The following is a 19,213-nucleotide window of genomic DNA, read 5'->3' as shown; positions in this document are numbered from 1 at the left end:
ATCATTCGCCCCGCTTTCGCTCATTACGTAACGTTGCCACACTAAGTTCGCGCAAGCGCTCACTAAGTGTAGACGTTACTCGAAGGGCTCATTGATAACTTTTTATAGCTTGGCTAGTTCAGGCTCATCTAACCTTTCATAAATATCTAATAATTTACAATTCAATCGATGCAGCTTTAGATAACGCGCTCTTAGCGCCGGTGACCATTTCGTCTAGTATTTCTACTACAGGACGCACAGCTGTAAGCTGACCGCAAACCTGTCCAGCCATTACAGAACCACGAATCATATCGCCATCGCAAACGGCACGTCTAAGACCCCCAAGTGTGATGTGCTCCAATCGCTCTCTGTCTGCTCCCTGGGCTTCAAGCTTAAGATATTCTCTAGCCATTTCGTTTTTGATGATACGAACTGGTGCACCCTGGGAGCGGCCTGTTACTGTAGTGGCATTATCCTTTGCCTTAATTAATGTCTGCTTATAGTTTTCGTGTATCGGACATTCTTCAGATACAAGCAAACATGTACCTACCTGAACACCGCAAGCACCTAACATCATTGCTGCTGCCATCTGCTTGCCACTGGCAATACCACCTGCTGCAATAACAGGTACATCCACTGCAGCTACTACCTGTGGAAGCAATGTCATGGTAGTCATGTCTCCCACATGGCCGCCTGATTCTCCGCCTTCTGCAATGATCGCATCAGCACCAGCACGAACCATTATCTTGGCAAGAGCAACTGAGGCAACAACAGGAAATACCTTAGCTCCCATTTCCTTCCATGCCTTCATATACTTTCCTGGGTTACCGGCACCAGTTGTTATGAACTGTACCTTTTCCTCTACAAGCATCTTTGCGATGTTATCCACATCAGGGTTCATCAGCATCAGATTTACACCAAATGGCTTATCTGTTTTGCTCTTGCAAATTCTTATTTGTTCTCTCAAGGCTTCTGCATCCATGCCGCCACTGGCTACAAGGCCCAGCGCCCCAGCATTTGAACAAGCTGCTGCAAATTCTCCTGTAGCAATGTTTGCCATGCCGCCTTGGATTACACTATATTTAGTTCCTGTTAAATCTCTAAGTTTCATCTCTACCTCTAAGTCCGCATATGCCTATCTAGAATTAAAAAATTATCATTCGCCTCGCTTTCGCTCTATACGTAACGTTGCCACACTAAGTTCGCGCAAGCGCTCACTAAGTGTAGACGTTACTCGAAGGGCTCATTGATAACTTTTTAATTCTATCTAGTCATATGCTCATTTAAATATTTTAAGTACCTATGTAATCCACCTACGCTTTTACGGATTACATCTCCAGCACTACCGCGCCCCAGGTGCGGCCTGCTCCGAAGGCGCATAGAAGTACTTTGTCGCCTGGGTGTATGCGGCCTTCTGTCAGAGCTTCATCTAATGCTAAACCAACGCTGGCTGCTGAGGTGTTACCATATTTTTCTATATTTACAACGAATTTATCCATAGGCTGCTTTAGCTTTTTGGCTATGGATTCAATTATTCTAAGGTTGGCCTGATGCATCACATAATGGTCGATGTCATCATAGGTTAAGCCTGCCTTTGCTACCACTGACTCTATTACCTTTGGTACTGTTGCCACTGCAAATTTATAGGTAGCCTGTCCATCCATGTGGATATATCCATTTGGTGTTTTGATGTTAATCATGTCCTCATCTCCATCAACACCAATCACTGAGGAATATAAACCATCGGAAAGTTCTACTACAGCAGCTGCTGCACCATCGCCAAACAGCACGCAGGTTCCTCTATCAGTCATATCCATTTTCTTGGATAATACCTCAGCCCCTACTATCAATCCGTATTTGGCATCTCTTGCCATCAATAGAGCTCTCATAGTTTCAATACCAAATACAAATCCGGAACATCCTGCTCCCAAATCAAAGGCGATAATGTCTTTGCTAAGTCCAAGCTTCCCCTGAACAAGGCAGGCAGCAGATGGTGAATAATAATCAGCAGATACTGTGCATACAATAACTGCCCCAATTTCATTCTTATCAATTCCAGCTTTTTCAATAGCCTGTCTTGCAGCTTCAACTGCCAGGCCTGTGTGATTTTCATCATCACTAACATGATGTCTTACGCTCATGCCAGTTCTTTGTTTTATCCATTCATCGCTTGTATCAACAATGCGAGCCATGTCATCATTAGTAACTTCCTTCTTTGGCACAGCCTTTCCTGTTGAAAGTATTCTAATTCCAGTCATTTATACAACTTCCATTTCCTTTTGATTTTCTGTGGCAAGCAGTGCTTCATCAAAGTATCTGAATTTATCATATCTAGCATCAGCAAGCTCTTGTCCTGACAGCTTATCAAGCTCCTTTAAGGCGGATTTAATCTGAACATCTACCGCTGCCATCAAATCATCTTCACTTATGATTCCATCAATTACTCCAAAGCCATACAAATCCTTAGCTGTGAGCTTCATTACTTCTGCAGCTTCATCTCGTCTGGCACTGTCGTGCCAAAGAATAGATGCAAAGCCCTCTGGAGATAGTACAGAATAGATGGCGTTTTCCAGCATGTAAACCTTGTTAGCAACAGCTATTCCAAGTGCGCCACCACTGGAGCCTTCACCTGTAACTATTGTTATTACTGGCACCTTAAGTGCGCTCATTTCTGCAAGATTTGCGGCAATGGCCTGAGCCTGACCATACATTTCAGCCTCAAGCCCAGGATATGCACCTGGTGTATCAACAAAAGTGATGATTGGGCGATTAAACTTTTCAGCCTGCTTCATGATTCTTAGGGCCTTTCTGTAGCCCTCAGGACCAGGCATACCGAAATTACAGGCCATGTTTTCCTCAACCGTCTTGCCCTTTCTGTGTCCCAGTACAGTTACCGGTCGGCCATGAAACAATGCTATTCCGCCATAAATACTTCCGTCCTCTTTCCCCAGAAAATCTCCCTTTTGCTCAAAGAAATCTGTAAAAAGATTATCGATATAATCTGTGATTTTTGGTCTATCCTTATCTCTTGCGATAAGTACCTTTTCTATAGCACTCATAATTATCTCCTGGAATAAACATTCCCATGCAAACGCAGCAATTTTGCCAACTGTTCCTTCATATCTTCACGTCTTACAATCTTATCTACAAAACCGTGCTCCTGAAGGAATTCTGCTCGTTGAAAGCCTTCAGGCAGCTTCTGACCTATTGTCTGCTCTATAACTCTTGGGCCTGCAAAGCCTATCAAGGCCTTTGGCTCTGCAAGAGTGATATCACCTAGGGTTGCAAAGCTGGCACTGACGCCGCCTGTAGTAGGATGAGTTAAAACTGTAATGTAAAGACCTCCATCATCCTTGAAGCGTTTTACCACTGCACTGGTTTTTGCCATCTGCATCAGGCTTAAGATTCCCTCCTGCATTCTGGCTCCTCCACTGGCAGTGAAAACAATAAATGGAAGATGGTTTTCATTTGCATATTCCAAAGCCTTACATAATGTTTCTCCTAGCTCCATTCCCATGGATGCCATCATGAACTTTTTGTTCATTACTGCAATTACTGCAGGCCAGCCATCTATTTCGCAGGTTCCTGTAATAATCGCATCATGGCAACCATTTTCGCCTCTAAGGCTTTCCTTCTTCTCAACATATCCATCAAAATCAAGTGGATTAGTTTCAGGAAAATCAAATTCGAACTGCTCAAAAGTACCTTCATCTGCAATATCTTCTATTCTGTCAAAGGCATCATATTCCTTCACAGGCTTTATGGCTGGTTCTAACAGCTCTGTAGGGTTTTCTCGCAAATCCTTATATCTATTAAATTTGCTTTTTCTTCTATCTACTATACTTATCATTATTCTTCCTCATCGGCTGTTGCCGCTTTGTCCCAGGATAGGATTTCCTCTAAATGATTTTCGATGAAGCTGACGTTATAATTACCTTTTACAAAATCTGGATGATGTAAAAGCAGATAATCAAAATCACCATTTGTAGTAATACCTTCTGTTACAAGCTCTAAAAGCGCTCTTCTCATTCTTCGTATTGCTTCTAACCTTGTTGGGGCGTGGACAATGATTTTTGCCATCATTGAATCATAGAATGGACTTGTTTCGTAGCCGTTATAAAGAAGAGTATCTACTCTTACTCCTGGACCACCTGGCACATTCAGGAATGTTATTTTGCCTGTGTTCGCCATAAAACCTTTTGCTGGATCCTCCGCGTTGATGCGGCACTCCATTGCGTAACCTCTTAAGCTAACATCCTTTTGTTTAAGCTTAAGTGGTTCATGGAAGGCAATTCTTATTTGTTGTTTTATAAGGTCGATACCTGTTACTGCTTCCGTAACGCCATGCTCCACCTGGATACGTGTGTTCATTTCGATGAAATAATAATGGTTCATTTCATCTAATACGAATTCCACCGTTCCTGCATTGGTGTAGCCTGCCGCTTTTGCTGCCAAAACAGCTGCCTTACCCATGGCTTTTCTTAAGTCGTCATCTATAAACATACATGGGCTTTCCTCTATCAGCTTCTGATTCTTACGCTGGATAGAGCAGTCGCGCTCCCCAAGATGAATCACATTGCCATGTTCATCTGCTAAAATCTGAAACTCAATATGCCTTGGATTTAGGACAAGCTTTTCAACATACATTTCATCATCGTTAAAACATGCTTTAGTTTCTGCAATGGCCTCTTCATAGAGTTTTTTCAAATCTTCCTTTTGATAAACCCGCCGCATTCCACGTCCACCGCCACCTGCCGATGCCTTTATTAATACTGGATAGCCAATCTTTTTGGCTATGTGTTCCAGTTCCTTATAATCCTTAACCGGGCCATCAGAACCTGGAACAACTGGGACTCCAGCTTTCATCATCATCTTTCTAGCCGCCGCTTTGTTTCCAAGAGCATCCATTGCTTCAGCCGTTGGTCCGATAAAAACAATTCCTGCTTCATTACACTTTCTTACAAAATCTGAATTCTCTGATAAGAATCCAAATCCTGGATGAAGTGCATCACAGCCTGTAACCTTTGCTGCCGTAATAATTGCATCCATGTTTAGATAACTGTCAGCTGCCTTTGCAGGGCCTACGCAGATGCTTTTGGTTGCAAGCTTTACATGTAAAGAATCCTTATCAGCAGTTGAATAAATAGCTACTGTTTCGATATTCATTTCCATACAGGCTCTGATGATTCTAACTGCAATCTCACCACGATTAGCTATCAAAATTCTTTTAAACATATCTAATCTCCTATGAGAAACAGTGGATCTTCAAATCCAACTACGTCCTGATTCTTTACATAGATTTTTTTGATTATGCCATCCTTTGGTGCAGTGATTTCGCTCATCATCTTCATTGCCTCTATCAAACAAAGAATCTGACCTTCTTTAACCTTATCACCGACCTGCACATAAGCGCTGGCCTCTGGAGTAGGTGCTGCATAGAACACACCAACAAGTGGGGCTAATACCTTAGTTCCATCCGTTGGCTCCTGTGGTGTTTCAGGCTTTACTTCCTTTACCTGATTAGTAACTTCTGCTTTTGGAAGGCTTATTTCCATTTCAGATGGCTTTTTTAATTTGATTTTTACTCCATCCTGCTCAAGAGCGAAATAAGAACTTCCGCTTTCGTCAAAGGCTTTAAAAAGCTCTTTTATTTCTTTTAATTCCATGATTATTTATGTGCCTCAAGATAATTAACAATGTCTGCAACTGTTTTGATATTTTCCATAGCTTCTTCTTCGATTGTGATGCCTGTCTTTTCTTCAACTGCAAGAGAAAGCTCTACTGCATCTAAAGAATCTGCTCCTAAATCCTCAAAAAGATTTGCTTCCATAGTTACCTTTTCTGCTGCACAGCTTAATGTGTCAATGATTACTTCCTTTACAATTTCAAACATAATTATTCTTCCTTTCTTTTTGTCTAAAACTCATTAGCTAAATTTATTTATCTAACTTTTTAATATAATAACCATTTTTGATTTAATGTCAACGTTTTTAGTAAAGTTTTTTAGATAAAATTTCTCAACATGGTAGTTATTGCACTTTTTTATTTGGTTTAGAGTAACATTTTTATAACATAATTAGAGTATATTATTATTCGGTGTAATATTGACATTACGCTCATTTCGTGGTAAATATTAAAATTGCGTAGTTTGATTATGCTAACGCATTAATTAAGGATTTTTTATGTTAGAAGTTTTACAGATATATTGGCCTAAGTTCATTACAGCAGCTTGGTTCCCTATTTTAAATTTGATACTGGTTTGGTACTATAAGCAAGAGAAACTCTATCTTTTCGAAAGAATTCTTTCAGGCTTTTTTGTGTCGCCTTCTTTTGTTGCCATCATTGGACAAGAGCTTTGTATATATATATATAAATTTATACTTTCTTGCGGATTTAACGATAAGCACTATACCTTTTTTATTATTTTTAACATCGCTATGGATGCTTTAACAATAATAATAGGAGGTATGCTTTTTTCCCGTCTTACTCAACTTAATAAATTTCTTGGTGCTACCATATATATGCAATACGTCTGCATTGAAAGACTTGCAATGGTAATATCTATTTCTTATTTCAGCTATATTGCATGGTACTTATTACTGCAATTTATAGTCGGCTTTTTCACTATAAAAGACATGCCATATATGTTTAATTCAGAATCAATAAAGTGGAAGAATATTTTCTTTTATCTGGTTGGATTATTCTATGTTTTAGATATGCTATATGGAGCTTTTTTCCTATTTCCAGAATTAGCTAATGATGTAATTAATATTGGCACTATTTTTTGGTTAGATACACTTGCCTTCATAAACAGTGCCTTTGTTTTGGGTTACCAAAAAGTGGCCATATCTGTTGCTCACGAATATGATACAAACATAAAATATTATGAGCGTCTCCAATCTGGTCAGGAAAATATCATTATCAGATTAACAGAAATATCTGAAGCTAAATCAGGTGAAACTGGCCAGCATGTACGTAGGGTTGCCGAATATAGTAAGCTTTTAGCTTCAACTATGGGAATGAATACAAGCGATATAGAAAACATTAAGATTGCTGCAATGATGCATGACCTTGGAAAGCTTCTAATCAGTCACGACATTATTGAAAAGACTGACAAGCTTACAGAAGAAGAATATGAAATCATGAAACAGCATGCAAAATATGGTTGGGATATTCTTTCTAATTCTGAGGGTGAAATTATTGCAATGGCTCGTGTGATTGCTTTAGAGCACCATGAAAGATGGGACGGACAAGGATATCCACAGGGTCTTAGAGGCGATGATATATCCATTTATGCGCAGATTGTTTCTGTCGCAGATGTTTTTGATGCCCTTAGTAGTGAACGTGCATATAAGCCTGCATGGGACTTAGAAAAATCTAAAAATGAAATCATCAAACAACGGGGCGAGCAATTCTCGCCCGCCGTTGTTGATGCTTTTATTAAATGCTTTGACGGCATTAAAGCCATCCATGAACAATACGAAGATTAATACGATATTTTTATACTGTAAAATCTATTGTATCAATAACTTCTTTAAGAGTTTTTGCTGATTCCTGAAGAGCCTTGATTTCGCTTTCATCCAATGAAATAGGAACCTTTGTCTCTAAACCATCAGCGCCTACAATAGCTGGCATTGAAAGACAAATGCCATCAATTCCGTATTCGCCGTGCATCATTGATGATACAGAAAGAATAGATCTTTCATCTCTGATAATAACTTCGCATATACGTTTTACGGCAACTGCAACACCATAGTATGTTGCATGCTTTCTTTTGATAATTTCATATGCTGCGTTCTTTACACGCTCTGCGATAATCTTTTCTGATTCATCATGATTGAAATGACCTCTCATTTCGCAGAAATCATTTACTGGAATACCAGAAACGTTCGCACTTGAGAATGCAGCAATTTCACTATCGCCGTGCTCACCAATAATGAAAGCATGAACTGAACGGCTGTCAATTCCTAAATGCTCTCCAAGCTCTGTCTTAAGTCTTGCTGAATCAAGAACTGTACCAGAACCGATTACTCTGTTTTCAGGAAGTCCTGAAAGCTTAAGTGCTGTAAGTGTAAGAATATCAACAGGGTTTGCAACAATAAGAAGGATTCCTCCGAAATCTCTCTTTGCAATCTCTGGAATGATTGATTTGAAAATACCTACATTCTTATGAACCAGATCAAGTCTTGTTTCTCCTGGCTTCTGTCCTGCGCCTGCTGTTACTACTACGATAGCTGCATCTGCAACATCATCATAGTCGCCGGCATAAATTTTGATAGGCTTTGTAAATGGTGTTCCGTGACTAATATCCATAGCCTCACCCTCTGCCTTTTGATAGTCTGCATCAATAAGAACCATCTCTGAAAATAAACCACTCTGTGATAATGCGAATGCTGTTGCTGAACCAACAAAACCTGCTCCGATTATCGCTACTTTTCTTGGATTTACTTCTACTGCCATATTACACCTCCTTGGCCTGCAAGTTAAAACTTGCACATCTTACTACTATACTTGCATTATAAACATATTTCAATACAAATTTATTTTATTGCTTCAATCAGGGTGTCTAATTGAGACTCGTTTTCGGCACTTAATGTGGATTTGATGGTTACCACTGGTTCAACAAATTCAATGTTTTTCATTGGCTCTAAAATAGCCTTCATACATTTTGCCGCCTGTGGCGCCCATGTGCCATTTTCTACGAAAGCTACCTTTCGGTTTTGGTATGCCTTTGCTGTAAGATGATGTAGGAAATCCTGCATTGGTGGGAATAATCCTCCATCATAAGTAGCTGCAAGGCAAACCATCTTATCCCAATAAAATGCCTGTGCAACAGCCTCAGACATACTATCTCTTGTAATATCGATAAACTGTGTTTTTACACCTGCCTGCTGCAGCTTTTCATTGAGCCTTAATGCTGCTCTTTTTGTGTTGCCGTGGATTGATGCTGATACGATAAGTACTCCTTCCTCCTCTGGCTTATAACTGCTCCATGTATCATAAAGATTAATATAATAACCTAAATTCTCTGTCAAAATTGGTCCGTGCAAAGGACAAATTTTTTCTATATCAAGTGTAGCAGCTTTTTTCAACAATGCCTGAACTGAAGCGCCATACTTACCAACAATATTTAAATAATATCTACGTGCCTCATCTATCCATGGTTCTTCTGTATCTAATGCTCCAAACTTTCCAAAGCCATCAGCTGAAAATAGAATCTTTTCTGTTGATTCATATTCAACCATAACCTCTGGCCAATGAACCATCGGTGCCATTACAAATGTAAGCTGATGCTCACCAAGTGAAAGAGTATCTCCCTCTGCCACAACATGCTTTCTGTTTTCGAAAAGCTCAGCCTCTACGAACTGTGCCATCATAGGAAATGTCTTTGCATTTCCCACCAATGTTGTTTTAGGGTATTTCTCCAAAAATGCCTTTAAAGAACCGGAATGATCTGGCTCCATGTGAGATACCACCAAATAATCTGGTGTACGTCCATTAAGTTCCACATCCAGATTATTAAGCCATTCGTCTGTAACACGTGGGTCTGCTGTATCCATAACAGCAATCTTTTCATCCAAAATTACATACGAATTGTATGATACCCCGTTAGGCACTGGATATTGGCTTTCAAACAAATCTATGGTCTTATCATCGCAGCCAATATATTTAACTGAATCAGAAATTTCGATTTCCATTTATTTATTTCCTCCTTACTCACTCTACTTCTATCTTACCAAATACTGAATGTATACACTATTAAAAATTTGTGAACAAAAGGCCTTGGCGTATCTGCCAAGGCCCTTTGCAGGATATTATCATTCTATTTTGAAATTTAAACTTCCATAATCTTTTTGAATGCTGGTATGATTTGTGCGGCAACAACTGCCTTTACCAAATCAAGTGGAATAAATGGTATGAATCCTGTTAAAAAAGCTGTCTTAAAATCGTAGCTCATAGAATGCTGTAAATATAACATTCCGATTACATCTATAATAAGCACACCGATTATGGCGCAGATTGTATACCAAATTCGATTATATTTCTTTCCTCGAATAAGTGGCAGGACAATTAGAACAACCACAAATGCCCATGTATATGCGCCGTATGGGGCTATAAGATAACCTATTCCGCTACCACCCCCAATGAATACAGGAAGGCCAACAGCACCAAGTAAAAACCATACTAAACCGATTAAAAATGATTCTGTCTCAGGGAACAAAAGTGCAATTAAGAAAACCACAAAGTTCATAAGAGTAATCTTTGGAGCCATTGGAAGTGGTGTTGGGATGCTTAAATAAGCAGACACGCAAAGAATGGCTGCAAACAATGCACAGATTACCATACGCTTTGTGGAAAGCAACTGCTTTGAATTTGTTTGATTAAAAGTGTTATCCATTATATCTTCTCCTTGTGCATTAAATTTTAGCATTTATAGAATAATCAATCCGTTACCGAATGTCAACCTATAAATCGTATCAGGTTGACAAACTTGTTAATTAGGTTAAGATTATAAAAGAATATTATATGTAAAATGGAGAATAATACTATGGAAATCAAAGAACTAACAAACAAAATTATGGCTGGGGGCAGTATTACAAAAGAAGAAGCACTTACTCTCGTTGATGCTCCATTAGAAGAACTATGTGCAGGGGCTGATATGCTTAGAAAGCACTTCAATGGTGACGAATTTGATATGTGCGCAATCCTCAGCGTAAAGGGAGGTCGTTGCTCAGAAAACTGCAAATTCTGTGCACAGTCCAGCTGCTCTTCGGCTAACATCGAAAGCTTTGCAGTAAGAGATGCTGACTATGTATCTGCCGATGCTAAAAGATATGATGGCTTGGGAGTAGCCAGATACTGTCAGGTATCCTCTGGCCGCCGTCTTAACAAAGCTGAAATCAATCAGATTGCAGAAAATATCAGACGTATTGTAAAGGACACAAATCTTAAACCATGCGTTTCACTTGGTCTTATTGATAAGGAGGATTTGGAATTACTAAAAGAAGCAGGCCTTAAGCGTGTTCACAACAACATCGAAAGCAGTCCTGAATTCTTTAAAAATCTTTGCAGCACTCACACCACAGATGACAAAATCAAAGTTATGAAAATGGTTCATGAGGCTGGCTTAGAGCTATGTAGTGGCGGTGTTTTTGGTGTAGGTGAAAGCTGGGAGGATAGAATTGATATGGCATTTGCCCTTACAGATATTCAGCCTGAATCAATCCCTATCAACATGCTAAAACCAATCAAGGGCACTCCTATGGAAGGCCGTGAAATGCTTGATGAGGATGAGCTTCGCCGTATAATTGCTATCTTTAAATTCATTCTTCCAAAGTCATTTATAAGATTTGCCGCTGGACGTGACGTATTAGAAGATTCCGGTATGAAATGCTTCACTGGTGGATGCAATGCAACCATCACCGGAAACATGCTTACAGTCAAAGGCGTATCTATGGAAGAGGATTTAAAAAATATAAGAAACTTAGGGTACAAATTAGCGTAATATGCAAAAGAAAGAGTGGTAAACAAATAGTTTACCACTCTTTTTAAATACTATTATTTAGAGAGTCTTTCTACAATCTTATCAAGCGTTTCGCTAGGGACTGTGCCATCACGATAAAGCTGATTGATTGTGCTTTCGCTTCCGAGTAAGGCTGTAGCATCAAGCCATGTGCCTTTTTGAAACTCTTCATCAAATACAGCAAATATTTTTCTGTTTTTTAAAAGCTCTGAAAGCGGGTATTCTCTATAATCCATATCAAATATTATCAGATTTAATCATTAAGATTAAACACGTGATAAGTACTCTCCTGTTCTTGTATCAATCTTGATTGTCTCGCCGTTCTCAACGAAAAGTGGAACGTAAACAACTGCGCCTGTTTCAACTGTAGCTGGCTTTGTAGCACCTGTAGCTGTATCACCCTTGAAACCTGGCTCTGTATCTGTAATCTGAAGCTCTACGAACATAGGTGGCTCAACTGAGAAGATAGAACCGTTGTGAGAAAGCATCTTAACGATTTCGTTCTCCTTAACAAACTTAAGAGCGTCACCAATCTGATCAGCTGTAAGAGCTACCTGATCGTATGTCTCAACATCCATGAAGTTGTAAAGCTCACCATCATTGTAAAGATACTGCATATCCTTGCGGTCGATACGAGCTGCTGGGAACTTCTCTGTAGGACGGAAAGATGTTTCTGTAACACCACCGTTCTTGATGTTCTTAAGCTTTGTACGAACGAAAGCTGCACCCTTACCTGGCTTTACGTGCTGGAATTCGATAACCTGATAAACCTGATTGTCCATCTCGATTGTCATACCGTTTCTGAAATCACCGGCTGTAATCATTATAAAATCCTCCTTTAATGACTCCTCTGAGCCTTCTAAACCTAAATCATTTGGCAAATTGCCACACTTGTATACATGATTTTACCCCAAAATCAATTTCATTTCAAGACATTTATATAATTCATAGCTATGATACCATAGATTCGGAGGTATACCATGGAAATCGAAAGAAAATTTTTAATTAAAGAATTACCTGATCTATCAAAGTATGATTATGTTGAAATAGAACAGGGTTATCTTTGCACACACCCTGTTGTTAGAATCAGAAAAAAGAACGATAAATACATTCTTACATATAAAGGTAGCGGCCTTATGGCCCGGGAGGAAATAGAGGCAAATCTTACTGAGGAGGCCTATCGCCACCTGGCAGAAAAGATTGATGGACACCTTATCACTAAGCGTAGATATCTCATCCCCCTTGACCCATATACTATCGAATTAGACGTATTTTCAGGTCATATGAAAGGGCTGATTATGGCTGAGGTGGAATTTCCATCTGTGGAGGAGGCTAACAGCTTTACTGCACCTGGTTGGTTCGGGGAGGATGTTACCGATGACAGACGCTATCATAATTCAGAAATGATTTACGACAATCCACTAAAATAAAATTGGGGAACCAGCCTAAACTGGTTCCCATTTTTTTACATATAATTCTTTGCGTTTGATCTATCTACCTTTTCAAATGGTACCCAGATGTATATTCCATCATCTGTTAAACCATCTAAGCCTTCTGCTGTTCCCTTCGTAACAAGAGCCTTAACACACTTGATTGCCATCAAGCCCTGCCCAGTTGCTGACTGGAAAACAGAAAACTGCATCTTGCCATCTACCATAGACTGGCAACCACCAACTGTGGCATCTACGCCAACTACAGGAATCTTATCAAGGTCATAACCGTGGCTGGCAAGATAATCTGCTGCACCCACTGCCATGGAATCGTTGTTGCAGAATACTGCGTCAAATGGCTGCTTTGTCTTTTCAACAATGGCCATCATATCCTTTGCTATTCCTTCGTCCCAGCTTGCACTATCATCGAATGTGATATTTACTGTTACACCATTTTCTTTGAAATATCTATATACAGCAACAGAACGTGCAATAGCTGCATTATGAGTTAATGGACCTCTTAGCATAACAACGTTTATGCTGCTAGGCTTTCCTAAGGCATTCCAAACATATTCTGCCTGATATGTACCGGCATCCTGCTCATAGCTGCTGACAACCATGTATTTGTCCTTTTCAAGGAATTCCTCGTCAGGAGCACCATTTACATAGATAATAGGAAGATTGCCTGCTGCAACCTCTAGCTGTAATGCTGTGCTTCTATCTACTGGCAAGCAGATGATTGCATTATATCCACTGCTTACAGCCTGTCTAATCTGCGCAACCTGTTCATTAACGGAAGCACATCCCTCACCTATATCAAAGGTTACGCCTTCAGCTGCAGCATTTTCCTGCAGAGCCTGCTTAAGCAGTAACTTGAAGTCATCATCTGGAGGAGCTGTGTAAAATACCTTTACACTCTTTCCTGATCCTCCTGAGCTGCCACCACTGCTACCACAGCCCGAAAACATCATTCCTATTCCAAGCACAACTGTCAAAAGAAGTATGGTTAATTTTTTTAAATAATTATTTGCTCTCATTATTCATCCACCTCCTCTTTAACAATCTTGAACTGCTGTACATAATCTGTAAGCGTCTGAGAGGTGTTTGCAAGCTCGTGAGAGTTATCTGCAACATCCTGACTGCTTGCTGTGATTGACTGAGCCTGCTCAACCATGTGCTTAGAAGTCTCAAGGATTTCATCTGCACTGGCTGCCTGCTCTTCTGATATTGCTGCAACGTTTGTTGATACCTCATCAACCTTCTGCACATCCTGAATCATCAAATCAAGCAGCTCGTTTGATTTTTCAATATTCTGATAAATCTTATCGAATGTTTCTACCGCTGTATTAATCAGCTCACTGTTTGCTTCGATGTTCTTAGCGCTATTTTCAGCCTGTTCCACAACCGAATCAATGGCCTTTCCTACATCATTGATAAGGCTTGCGATATTGTCTGCACTAGCTGCGGAATTCTGTGCAAGCTTTCCGATTTCTGTTGCTACAACTGCGAAGCCCTTACCAGCTTCACCAGCACGTGCTGCCTCAATTGAAGCGTTAAGTGAAAGAAGATTTGTCTCATCTGCAATCTCTGCAATAAGACCTACAATCTTTGTAATTTCTTCTGACGCCTTACCTACCTCGTTGATAGATTCAACCAAAGCATCATTACTATTCTTAATTCCTTCCATAGCTGTTGAAAGCTGTTCCATATCGGCACGACCCTGCTTACTAATTTCAACAGTTTCTTTCATGCTTTCATTTGCCTGGTCAGAATTTTCTCTTGTATCAGAAACTACCATTGCCAAGGTAGTTGCGTTTTCTGCAATTTCATTTACAGCAAGTGCTAACTCATCAACAGTATTTTTCAGGTTAACCATAGCATTCTCCTGAGACTGTGATGCATCAAACATGTCACGGCTAACCTTATCACTGTTGTCAGATTCAATCTTAAGCTTGTCAGATTCGTCGCTGATGCTGGAAAGCATCTTTCTCATCAGAACTACGAACCTACCAACCTGTTCACCCATGACACCGATTTCATCATTAGATTCCTTAGCAACCTCAATTGTGAAATCACCATCAGACATTGCTGAAATATTTTTGGTAATGCTAGAAATTGGTCGGATAACTCTTCCAATGATTACACTAATCATTATGCTAATCAAAATAACTGCTACAGCACCTATTCCTATTAGAATTAATCCTAGCTTTTGAATATCTGCCATAATAATGCTGTTTGCTATATAAGAAACAAGCACCCAGTTTGTTCCAGATATTTCGCTAAAAGCAACTGTGTATCCAGCAATCTCTTCTGTACTGTAATCACCTGCTGCAATCTTCTTGTAGGCACCCTTCAGGATTGGGTCGCTACTGCTATCACTAATAGTAGTAGAAACCAAATCGTCATCTCTATGTGCAAGAATCATCATATCATCTGTATCTACCAAGAATGAGCTAGCATTCTTCATTTTTACACCAGAATTAACGATGATAGAAATCTGATCAAGAGTAACATCTGCTGCTGCAACTCTTAAATCTTCGCCACCGTCATTTACAATACCTGATGCCGAAATAACATACTGACCTTCTTCGTTTTTATATGGTCTTCCGTATGCCATGTTTACCCTTGACATACCTTCTATGAACCATTGTTGTTCTGTTGGATTTGAAATTGATAAATCAGCGCCACGGCCATGTACTACCTGACCTGATTGAGATGCTACATATACACTGTTAGGTGAATTATCATTGGTTCCAACGTATGTGGAAAGGTATTCAACCAAGACTTCATCATCTGGATGCATACCTTCAATTCCCTTTTTGATAGCAGCAAAATTTTCTAGATTTTCGTTTAACCATGAGCTGATATTATCAGCCTGGTTTCCGATAGAACTTTCCAGATTTGACTCTGCCATTTTCTGCATACTATTTTTTGATAGTATTGAAGAAATGGCAACCAGCACGATAATCATTACGATAACGGCTGGAATGATAAGTAAGAGAAGCTTATCCTTAATCTTCCTTACCTTCGCCTTCTTTTCCTTCACTTCACTTGCCATAGTACCCCCCATCAAACTCAACTATAACAAACTATAGTTTATTTTATTATCTGCGAAAACGTTGTGTTTCGTATTTCGCTCTGGTGCGAACGCAAACCTTTAGCTCTTGAACTCTTGTATCAATATCGCCATCATCGATAACAACATCAATTGATGATGCCATATTGTCAATTAACAGATTATCAAAATCCATAATTGGTGTTGCTACTAAGATCTTGTACTTCTCCTCGAATGAATCTGTGTCTAAAAACTCTAGTAGAATTGGGTTTACCTGCTGTTCCATTTCTTTTTCCATATATTATGCCTCCTATATTGTGTTGTCTATTATGTCATTTTAAAAAACATTTGTGTAATAAATATGTCTAGCTAGTGTTTTATCCCCAAAATCTACAATAATTACTCCATAACTTGTTTCTGGCTTAAGCTCATAGTTTAATAATAATTCATTAAGAGACTTTGCATAGCCTCTTGGATGACCAACTTTGCCATCACCACTAGTGCTTGTAAAATTGAAAAACCAGGTGTTTTCATCTGCCTCACAGTTTTCCAATCCATCTACTACTGCTTCATATTTATCTTCTACTGAATACTTATATCTATCCTGAACCCATAATCTATAGTTATCAAAAACATATAACTCATATGGGATATCAGCTGCAACTCTATTGTCCTGCTCTGCCCAAATCATATTAATTCCTGTGGTGCCACTGGCCATCTCATCGTTAAAACGAGTAGCAAGAACAGCTCTCCCTCTAACGTCTCCCAATGTTGGGATTTCGTCTTCTGTATACCAATAATCCTTATTGGCTTTAATCTCAGCTAATAACTCCTTTTGAATGTCACTAGTTGAATGATTATCATCTTCTATTTTAATATTTACTATTACTGTTTCTGTTGGATGCTGCTGTAAGAAATCATATAAATCATTAGCCACATCTTCAAAATATATATACTCAGAAAATAGATTGCCCGCCTTGTGGCAATTAGCGAATTTATGCACAAGCTTAAGCTTGCCATCACTTTTCTTATCATCTATCGCAACTCGTAAATCCAGATATCTGTAACCATCTTCAAGCTGGGTGCTAATATCTGTATCCTGGCAACGCATTACATAACCTAACATAACGTTTCTAGCGCAGGAATTATGGGTACCAGGTATGGTAATTTGAGACAAATAAACATCATCATTAATGTGTCCCATCCACTCTGTTGTATCAGCATATGGCAAGGTTGTATCAATTGCCACATTGCTTACATTGTTGTCATCACTTACAAAAATTGCAATTAAAATCACTACGATAATTGCAATCATTACTCCACAGATGATTCTAAATATGCGTCCTTTGTCCATATGCATGCCCCCATTCTGTTGTTTTTCTTATATTTATATTTATTTTAGCATTAATTAGTGACAAAGTCTTTTAGTTTCTTTAAAATAAGAGCTATGATTGAACGAAAAAGATTACTATCAATAGGTTATTACAAAAAAGCTCCCTCTTTCACAGGGAGCGATAAAAACAAATGTTATAAGATTGAGAAATTTTTAGAAGAAGGTTCAGAAGAGCCTGTTTTCAAGGCCACAATGTGGCCAGGACCTTACAGCTCAGAAAACACTCCCGACGAACTAAAGATTTCTAATACAGCTCCATTTACAGAAGAGGGCCTGCAGGAGCTGGTAGACTGGATGAACGCTACGACAATTTAACTGTCCTCTTATTTTCGTACATATCTGCGTCGGCTCTTTTTACAAGTGATCTAAAGTTAAAATCCTTTGAGGGGTCATAACATGCGTCACCTATAGCTACGCTGATATCATAAGCGTAATTTCCATTCACGTTTTCAGTGTATATTTTTGTTAAGAATATACTCTTTAGTCGCTCTAGGTTCACTGAATGCTTGTAAGATATAATACAGCAGAATTCATCTCCACCAATACGATAGCAGTTGCCATACTTTCCGTATACATCATTAAAAATCTTCGCAACAATTGTAATGTATTCATCACCGGCCTCATGACCATAAGTATCATTACACTGTTTTAATCCATTGGCATCTGCCACTACCGCTATTAAACCATCTAAATTATTCTCACTTCTTGCTTGTCTTTCAAATGCGTTTCTGTTTAAAAGCCCTGTCATGCTATCTGTAAGCGCAAATACCTCTAACTGCTTAACCTGTTTACCCTTTGCAATTATTTCATTGGCTTCATTTATCATGTCCTTCGCAAGGATAGCTACGAAAAAGAAGAATATATAACGTCCTATTCTATCTGCATCCCCTGGGCCCTTATAATACTGCTTAATATCAACAACAACAGATATCATAAAAACGCCCAGTCCAACAGCGCATATCTCAATATGCTGTGTCATGCGATGTTTTGCAATTTGTGTAATCATTCCTACAATCAGATACAATACCGCAATGCAAATCATAGCTTGCACAAAAACTAAAGTTTCACGATATTCAGCAATCTTTAAGAAATGAAGTGCGGTCAATACTATAAACTGAAGCATCGATGCGCATATAATTAATCTTTTAATTACCTTACTGTAAATGTTAAGGTAGCTGTCAAAAAACATAATAAATGGTGGAACCAACAACATTAAACAATAATATGGTATTAGGGAATTTAAAATCTTGTTTTGAAATATCAGATTCGCAAAATTTGTCTCATTAATAGACCAAATACCACAAAAGTTTGTAAAGGAACCTAAATACAGTAATTCCTTCGAAAGCTTTTGTCTTTTATGCATAAAGGCATAATAAATAAGAATTATAAGACTCATGATTACAATCAAAAGACTGATAAAGAATCTAGGCATAGATTCTAACAATATGGAATTATACATTGAGTTTGGACTTCCAATATAAAACTCCGTAGGTTGGTCTGAGACAACATTATAAACAGGCTTCAAAACAACTGTCACAAAATGCATATTATCATTTATGTCTACAAAATTATATTTGGAACCAACTGAAGATGTCCAGAAACCACCTGGTTTGGTAAATGAGTAAATTTCCTTGCCTTGACTATAGGCTTTGACTGTCTGATGCGAAGTTAGAAACATTAATCCCGTTTTATGATAATCATAATTTGAAAGATTAAAAAAATATTCTTTAGAACCATCGGCTAATAAAGCCTCTGAACTAGGTTCTATTCTATCCATTGATATAGTTAGGTTATCTTGTGTATCAAAATAGCAAGCAATTAAAACCATTGCG

Annotated in this window: 21 protein-coding genes; 4 read left to right on the top strand and 17 right to left on the bottom strand. The window is 38.8% G+C overall.

The window, feature by feature from the left end; genetic code table 11:
- Positions 1-154 precede the first annotated feature (154 nt).
- The 7 genes from G611_RS0104950 to acpP all read right to left on the bottom strand — a co-directional run bounded on the left by G611_RS0104950 (position 155) and on the right by acpP (position 5,872).
- A complete protein-coding gene (locus tag G611_RS0104950) occupies positions 155-1,090 on the bottom strand; it encodes a nitronate monooxygenase (protein ID WP_028242689.1) in 936 nt (311 codons plus the stop codon).
- A 217-nt stretch (positions 1,091-1,307) separates the two neighbouring features.
- A complete protein-coding gene (locus tag G611_RS0104945; protein WP_028242688.1) occupies positions 1,308-2,237 on the bottom strand; it encodes a beta-ketoacyl-ACP synthase III in 930 nt (309 codons plus the stop codon).
- Positions 2,238-3,038 (bottom strand): acetyl-CoA carboxylase carboxyl transferase subunit alpha, encoded by an 801-nt coding sequence (gene accA / locus G611_RS13930; protein WP_051195076.1) that lies wholly within the window; start codon positions 3,036-3,038, stop codon positions 2,238-2,240.
- 2 nt (positions 3,039-3,040) lie between these two features.
- On the bottom strand, positions 3,041-3,829 hold the full coding sequence (locus G611_RS13925; protein WP_051195075.1) for an acetyl-CoA carboxylase carboxyltransferase subunit beta: 789 nt from the start codon (positions 3,827-3,829) through the stop codon (positions 3,041-3,043).
- Positions 3,829-5,214 carry an acetyl-CoA carboxylase biotin carboxylase subunit gene (accC, locus tag G611_RS0104930; RefSeq protein WP_028242687.1) on the bottom strand — a complete coding sequence of 462 codons (1,386 nt, stop codon included), beginning with the start codon at positions 5,212-5,214 and terminating at the stop codon, positions 3,829-3,831. The genes G611_RS13925 and accC overlap by 1 nt, the downstream gene beginning before the upstream one ends.
- A gap of 2 nt (positions 5,215-5,216) precedes the next feature.
- Positions 5,217-5,645, bottom strand: coding sequence for an acetyl-CoA carboxylase biotin carboxyl carrier protein (accB, locus tag G611_RS0104925; protein WP_028242686.1), 429 nt, complete (start codon positions 5,643-5,645; stop codon positions 5,217-5,219).
- 2 nt (positions 5,646-5,647) lie between these two features.
- Positions 5,648-5,872: an acyl carrier protein gene (acpP, locus tag G611_RS0104920; protein WP_330362024.1), complete on the bottom strand. Its 225-nt coding sequence runs from the start codon at positions 5,870-5,872 to the stop codon at positions 5,648-5,650.
- Between the two features lie 289 nt (positions 5,873-6,161).
- Between acpP and G611_RS15180 the strand changes: the two genes are divergently transcribed.
- Positions 6,162-7,469, top strand: a complete 1,308-nt coding sequence (locus tag G611_RS15180; protein WP_051195074.1) for an HD-GYP domain-containing protein — start codon at positions 6,162-6,164, stop codon at positions 7,467-7,469.
- Between the two features lie 10 nt (positions 7,470-7,479).
- Here the strand turns inward: G611_RS15180 and G611_RS0104910 are convergent, their stop codons facing one another.
- The 3 genes from G611_RS0104910 to G611_RS0104900 form a co-directional block, all read right to left on the bottom strand.
- A complete protein-coding gene (locus G611_RS0104910; protein WP_028242684.1) occupies positions 7,480-8,439 on the bottom strand; it encodes an L-lactate dehydrogenase in 960 nt (319 codons plus the stop codon).
- Between the two features lie 80 nt (positions 8,440-8,519).
- Positions 8,520-9,677, bottom strand: coding sequence for an FprA family A-type flavoprotein (locus G611_RS0104905; RefSeq protein WP_028242683.1), 1,158 nt, complete (start codon positions 9,675-9,677; stop codon positions 8,520-8,522).
- Between the two features lie 137 nt (positions 9,678-9,814).
- Positions 9,815-10,378: a biotin transporter BioY gene (locus tag G611_RS0104900; RefSeq protein WP_028242682.1), complete on the bottom strand. Its 564-nt coding sequence runs from the start codon at positions 10,376-10,378 to the stop codon at positions 9,815-9,817.
- A 150-nt stretch (positions 10,379-10,528) separates the two neighbouring features.
- Between G611_RS0104900 and bioB the strand changes: the two genes are divergently transcribed.
- Positions 10,529-11,485, top strand: coding sequence for a biotin synthase BioB (gene bioB / locus G611_RS0104895; RefSeq protein WP_051195073.1), 957 nt, complete (start codon positions 10,529-10,531; stop codon positions 11,483-11,485).
- 53 nt (positions 11,486-11,538) lie between these two features.
- Here the strand turns inward: bioB and G611_RS0104890 are convergent, their stop codons facing one another.
- Entirely contained in the window at positions 11,539-11,739 is a 201-nt protein-coding gene (locus tag G611_RS0104890; RefSeq protein WP_028242680.1) for a hypothetical protein, read from the bottom strand.
- Between the two features lie 30 nt (positions 11,740-11,769).
- Positions 11,770-12,327 carry an elongation factor P gene (gene efp / locus G611_RS0104885; RefSeq protein WP_028235667.1) on the bottom strand — a complete coding sequence of 186 codons (558 nt, stop codon included), beginning with the start codon at positions 12,325-12,327 and terminating at the stop codon, positions 11,770-11,772.
- Between the two features lie 156 nt (positions 12,328-12,483).
- Here efp and G611_RS0104880 point away from each other — a divergent pair, with 156 nt between their 5' ends.
- A complete protein-coding gene (locus G611_RS0104880) occupies positions 12,484-12,933 on the top strand; it encodes a CYTH domain-containing protein (RefSeq protein WP_028242679.1) in 450 nt (149 codons plus the stop codon).
- A gap of 35 nt (positions 12,934-12,968) precedes the next feature.
- Here G611_RS0104880 and G611_RS0104875 read toward each other — a convergent pair whose 3' ends face one another.
- Genes G611_RS0104875 through G611_RS0104860 form a run of 4 tightly spaced genes read right to left on the bottom strand, consistent with a single transcriptional unit; the run spans position 12,969 to position 17,342 of the window.
- A complete protein-coding gene (locus tag G611_RS0104875) occupies positions 12,969-13,970 on the bottom strand; it encodes a substrate-binding domain-containing protein (RefSeq protein WP_036948224.1) in 1,002 nt (333 codons plus the stop codon).
- Positions 13,970-15,991 carry a methyl-accepting chemotaxis protein gene (locus tag G611_RS0104870; RefSeq protein ID WP_155942247.1) on the bottom strand — a complete coding sequence of 674 codons (2,022 nt, stop codon included), beginning with the start codon at positions 15,989-15,991 and terminating at the stop codon, positions 13,970-13,972. Before G611_RS0104870 ends, G611_RS0104875 begins: the two co-directional genes overlap by 1 nt.
- 46 nt (positions 15,992-16,037) lie before the next feature.
- Entirely contained in the window at positions 16,038-16,286 is a 249-nt protein-coding gene (locus tag G611_RS13915) for a hypothetical protein (RefSeq protein WP_051195072.1), read from the bottom strand.
- Between the two features lie 39 nt (positions 16,287-16,325).
- Complete coding sequence (locus G611_RS0104860) at positions 16,326-17,342, bottom strand: phosphatidylinositol-specific phospholipase C domain-containing protein (protein WP_028242676.1); 1,017 nt, start codon at positions 17,340-17,342, stop codon at positions 16,326-16,328.
- A 93-nt stretch (positions 17,343-17,435) separates the two neighbouring features.
- On the opposite strand from G611_RS0104860, the gene G611_RS0104855 reads away from it, so the two are divergent.
- Entirely contained in the window at positions 17,436-17,696 is a 261-nt protein-coding gene (locus G611_RS0104855) for a hypothetical protein (protein ID WP_028242675.1), read from the top strand.
- On the opposite strand, the gene G611_RS0104850 is transcribed toward G611_RS0104855, so the two are convergent.
- Positions 17,683-19,158, bottom strand: a complete 1,476-nt coding sequence (locus G611_RS0104850) for a GGDEF domain-containing protein (RefSeq protein WP_196801539.1) — start codon at positions 19,156-19,158, stop codon at positions 17,683-17,685. The genes G611_RS0104855 and G611_RS0104850 overlap by 14 nt on opposite strands.
- Between the last annotated feature and the right edge of the window lie 55 nt (positions 19,159-19,213).

Origin of the sequence: Pseudobutyrivibrio ruminis AD2017, from assembly GCF_000424305.1 — a bacterium.
Taxonomy (GTDB): domain Bacteria; phylum Bacillota; class Clostridia; order Lachnospirales; family Lachnospiraceae; genus Pseudobutyrivibrio; species Pseudobutyrivibrio ruminis_B.
This window is presented reverse-complemented; position numbering and strand designations above follow the sequence as displayed.

Bases quoted from the DNA above. Each gene is read 5' to 3' on its own strand.
- G611_RS0104905 (WP_028242683.1), bottom strand. From the start codon at position 9,677: ATGGAAATCGAAATTTCTGATTCAGTTAAATATATTGGCTGCGATGAT.
- G611_RS0104890 (WP_028242680.1), bottom strand. From the start codon at position 11,739: ATGGATTATAGAGAATACCCGCTTTCAGAGCTTTTAAAAAACAGAAAA.
- G611_RS0104870 (WP_155942247.1), bottom strand. From the start codon at position 15,991: ATGGCAAGTGAAGTGAAGGAAAAGAAGGCGAAGGTAAGGAAGATTAAG.
- accB (WP_028242686.1), bottom strand. From the start codon at position 5,645: ATGGAATTAAAAGAAATAAAAGAGCTTTTTAAAGCCTTTGACGAAAGC.
- G611_RS0104880 (WP_028242679.1), top strand. From the start codon at position 12,484: ATGGAAATCGAAAGAAAATTTTTAATTAAAGAATTACCTGATCTATCA.
- accC (WP_028242687.1), bottom strand. From the start codon at position 5,214: ATGTTTAAAAGAATTTTGATAGCTAATCGTGGTGAGATTGCAGTTAGA.
- G611_RS13915 (WP_051195072.1), bottom strand. From the start codon at position 16,286: ATGGAAAAAGAAATGGAACAGCAGGTAAACCCAATTCTACTAGAGTTT.
- G611_RS0104900 (WP_028242682.1), bottom strand. From the start codon at position 10,378: ATGGATAACACTTTTAATCAAACAAATTCAAAGCAGTTGCTTTCCACA.
- acpP (WP_330362024.1), bottom strand. From the start codon at position 5,872: ATGTTTGAAATTGTAAAGGAAGTAATCATTGACACATTAAGCTGTGCA.
- G611_RS0104850 (WP_196801539.1), bottom strand. From the start codon at position 19,158: ATGGATAGAATAGAACCTAGTTCAGAGGCTTTATTAGCCGATGGTTCT.
- G611_RS15180 (WP_051195074.1), top strand. From the start codon at position 6,162: ATGTTAGAAGTTTTACAGATATATTGGCCTAAGTTCATTACAGCAGCT.
- G611_RS0104860 (WP_028242676.1), bottom strand. From the start codon at position 17,342: ATGGACAAAGGACGCATATTTAGAATCATCTGTGGAGTAATGATTGCA.
- efp (WP_028235667.1), bottom strand. From the start codon at position 12,327: ATGATTACAGCCGGTGATTTCAGAAACGGTATGACAATCGAGATGGAC.
- G611_RS13925 (WP_051195075.1), bottom strand. From the start codon at position 3,829: ATGATAAGTATAGTAGATAGAAGAAAAAGCAAATTTAATAGATATAAG.
- G611_RS0104950 (WP_028242689.1), bottom strand. From the start codon at position 1,090: ATGAAACTTAGAGATTTAACAGGAACTAAATATAGTGTAATCCAAGGC.
- G611_RS0104855 (WP_028242675.1), top strand. From the start codon at position 17,436: ATGATTGAACGAAAAAGATTACTATCAATAGGTTATTACAAAAAAGCT.
- G611_RS0104945 (WP_028242688.1), bottom strand. From the start codon at position 2,237: ATGACTGGAATTAGAATACTTTCAACAGGAAAGGCTGTGCCAAAGAAG.
- G611_RS0104875 (WP_036948224.1), bottom strand. From the start codon at position 13,970: ATGAGAGCAAATAATTATTTAAAAAAATTAACCATACTTCTTTTGACA.
- G611_RS0104910 (WP_028242684.1), bottom strand. From the start codon at position 8,439: ATGGCAGTAGAAGTAAATCCAAGAAAAGTAGCGATAATCGGAGCAGGT.
- bioB (WP_051195073.1), top strand. From the start codon at position 10,529: ATGGAAATCAAAGAACTAACAAACAAAATTATGGCTGGGGGCAGTATT.
- accA (WP_051195076.1), bottom strand. From the start codon at position 3,038: ATGAGTGCTATAGAAAAGGTACTTATCGCAAGAGATAAGGATAGACCA.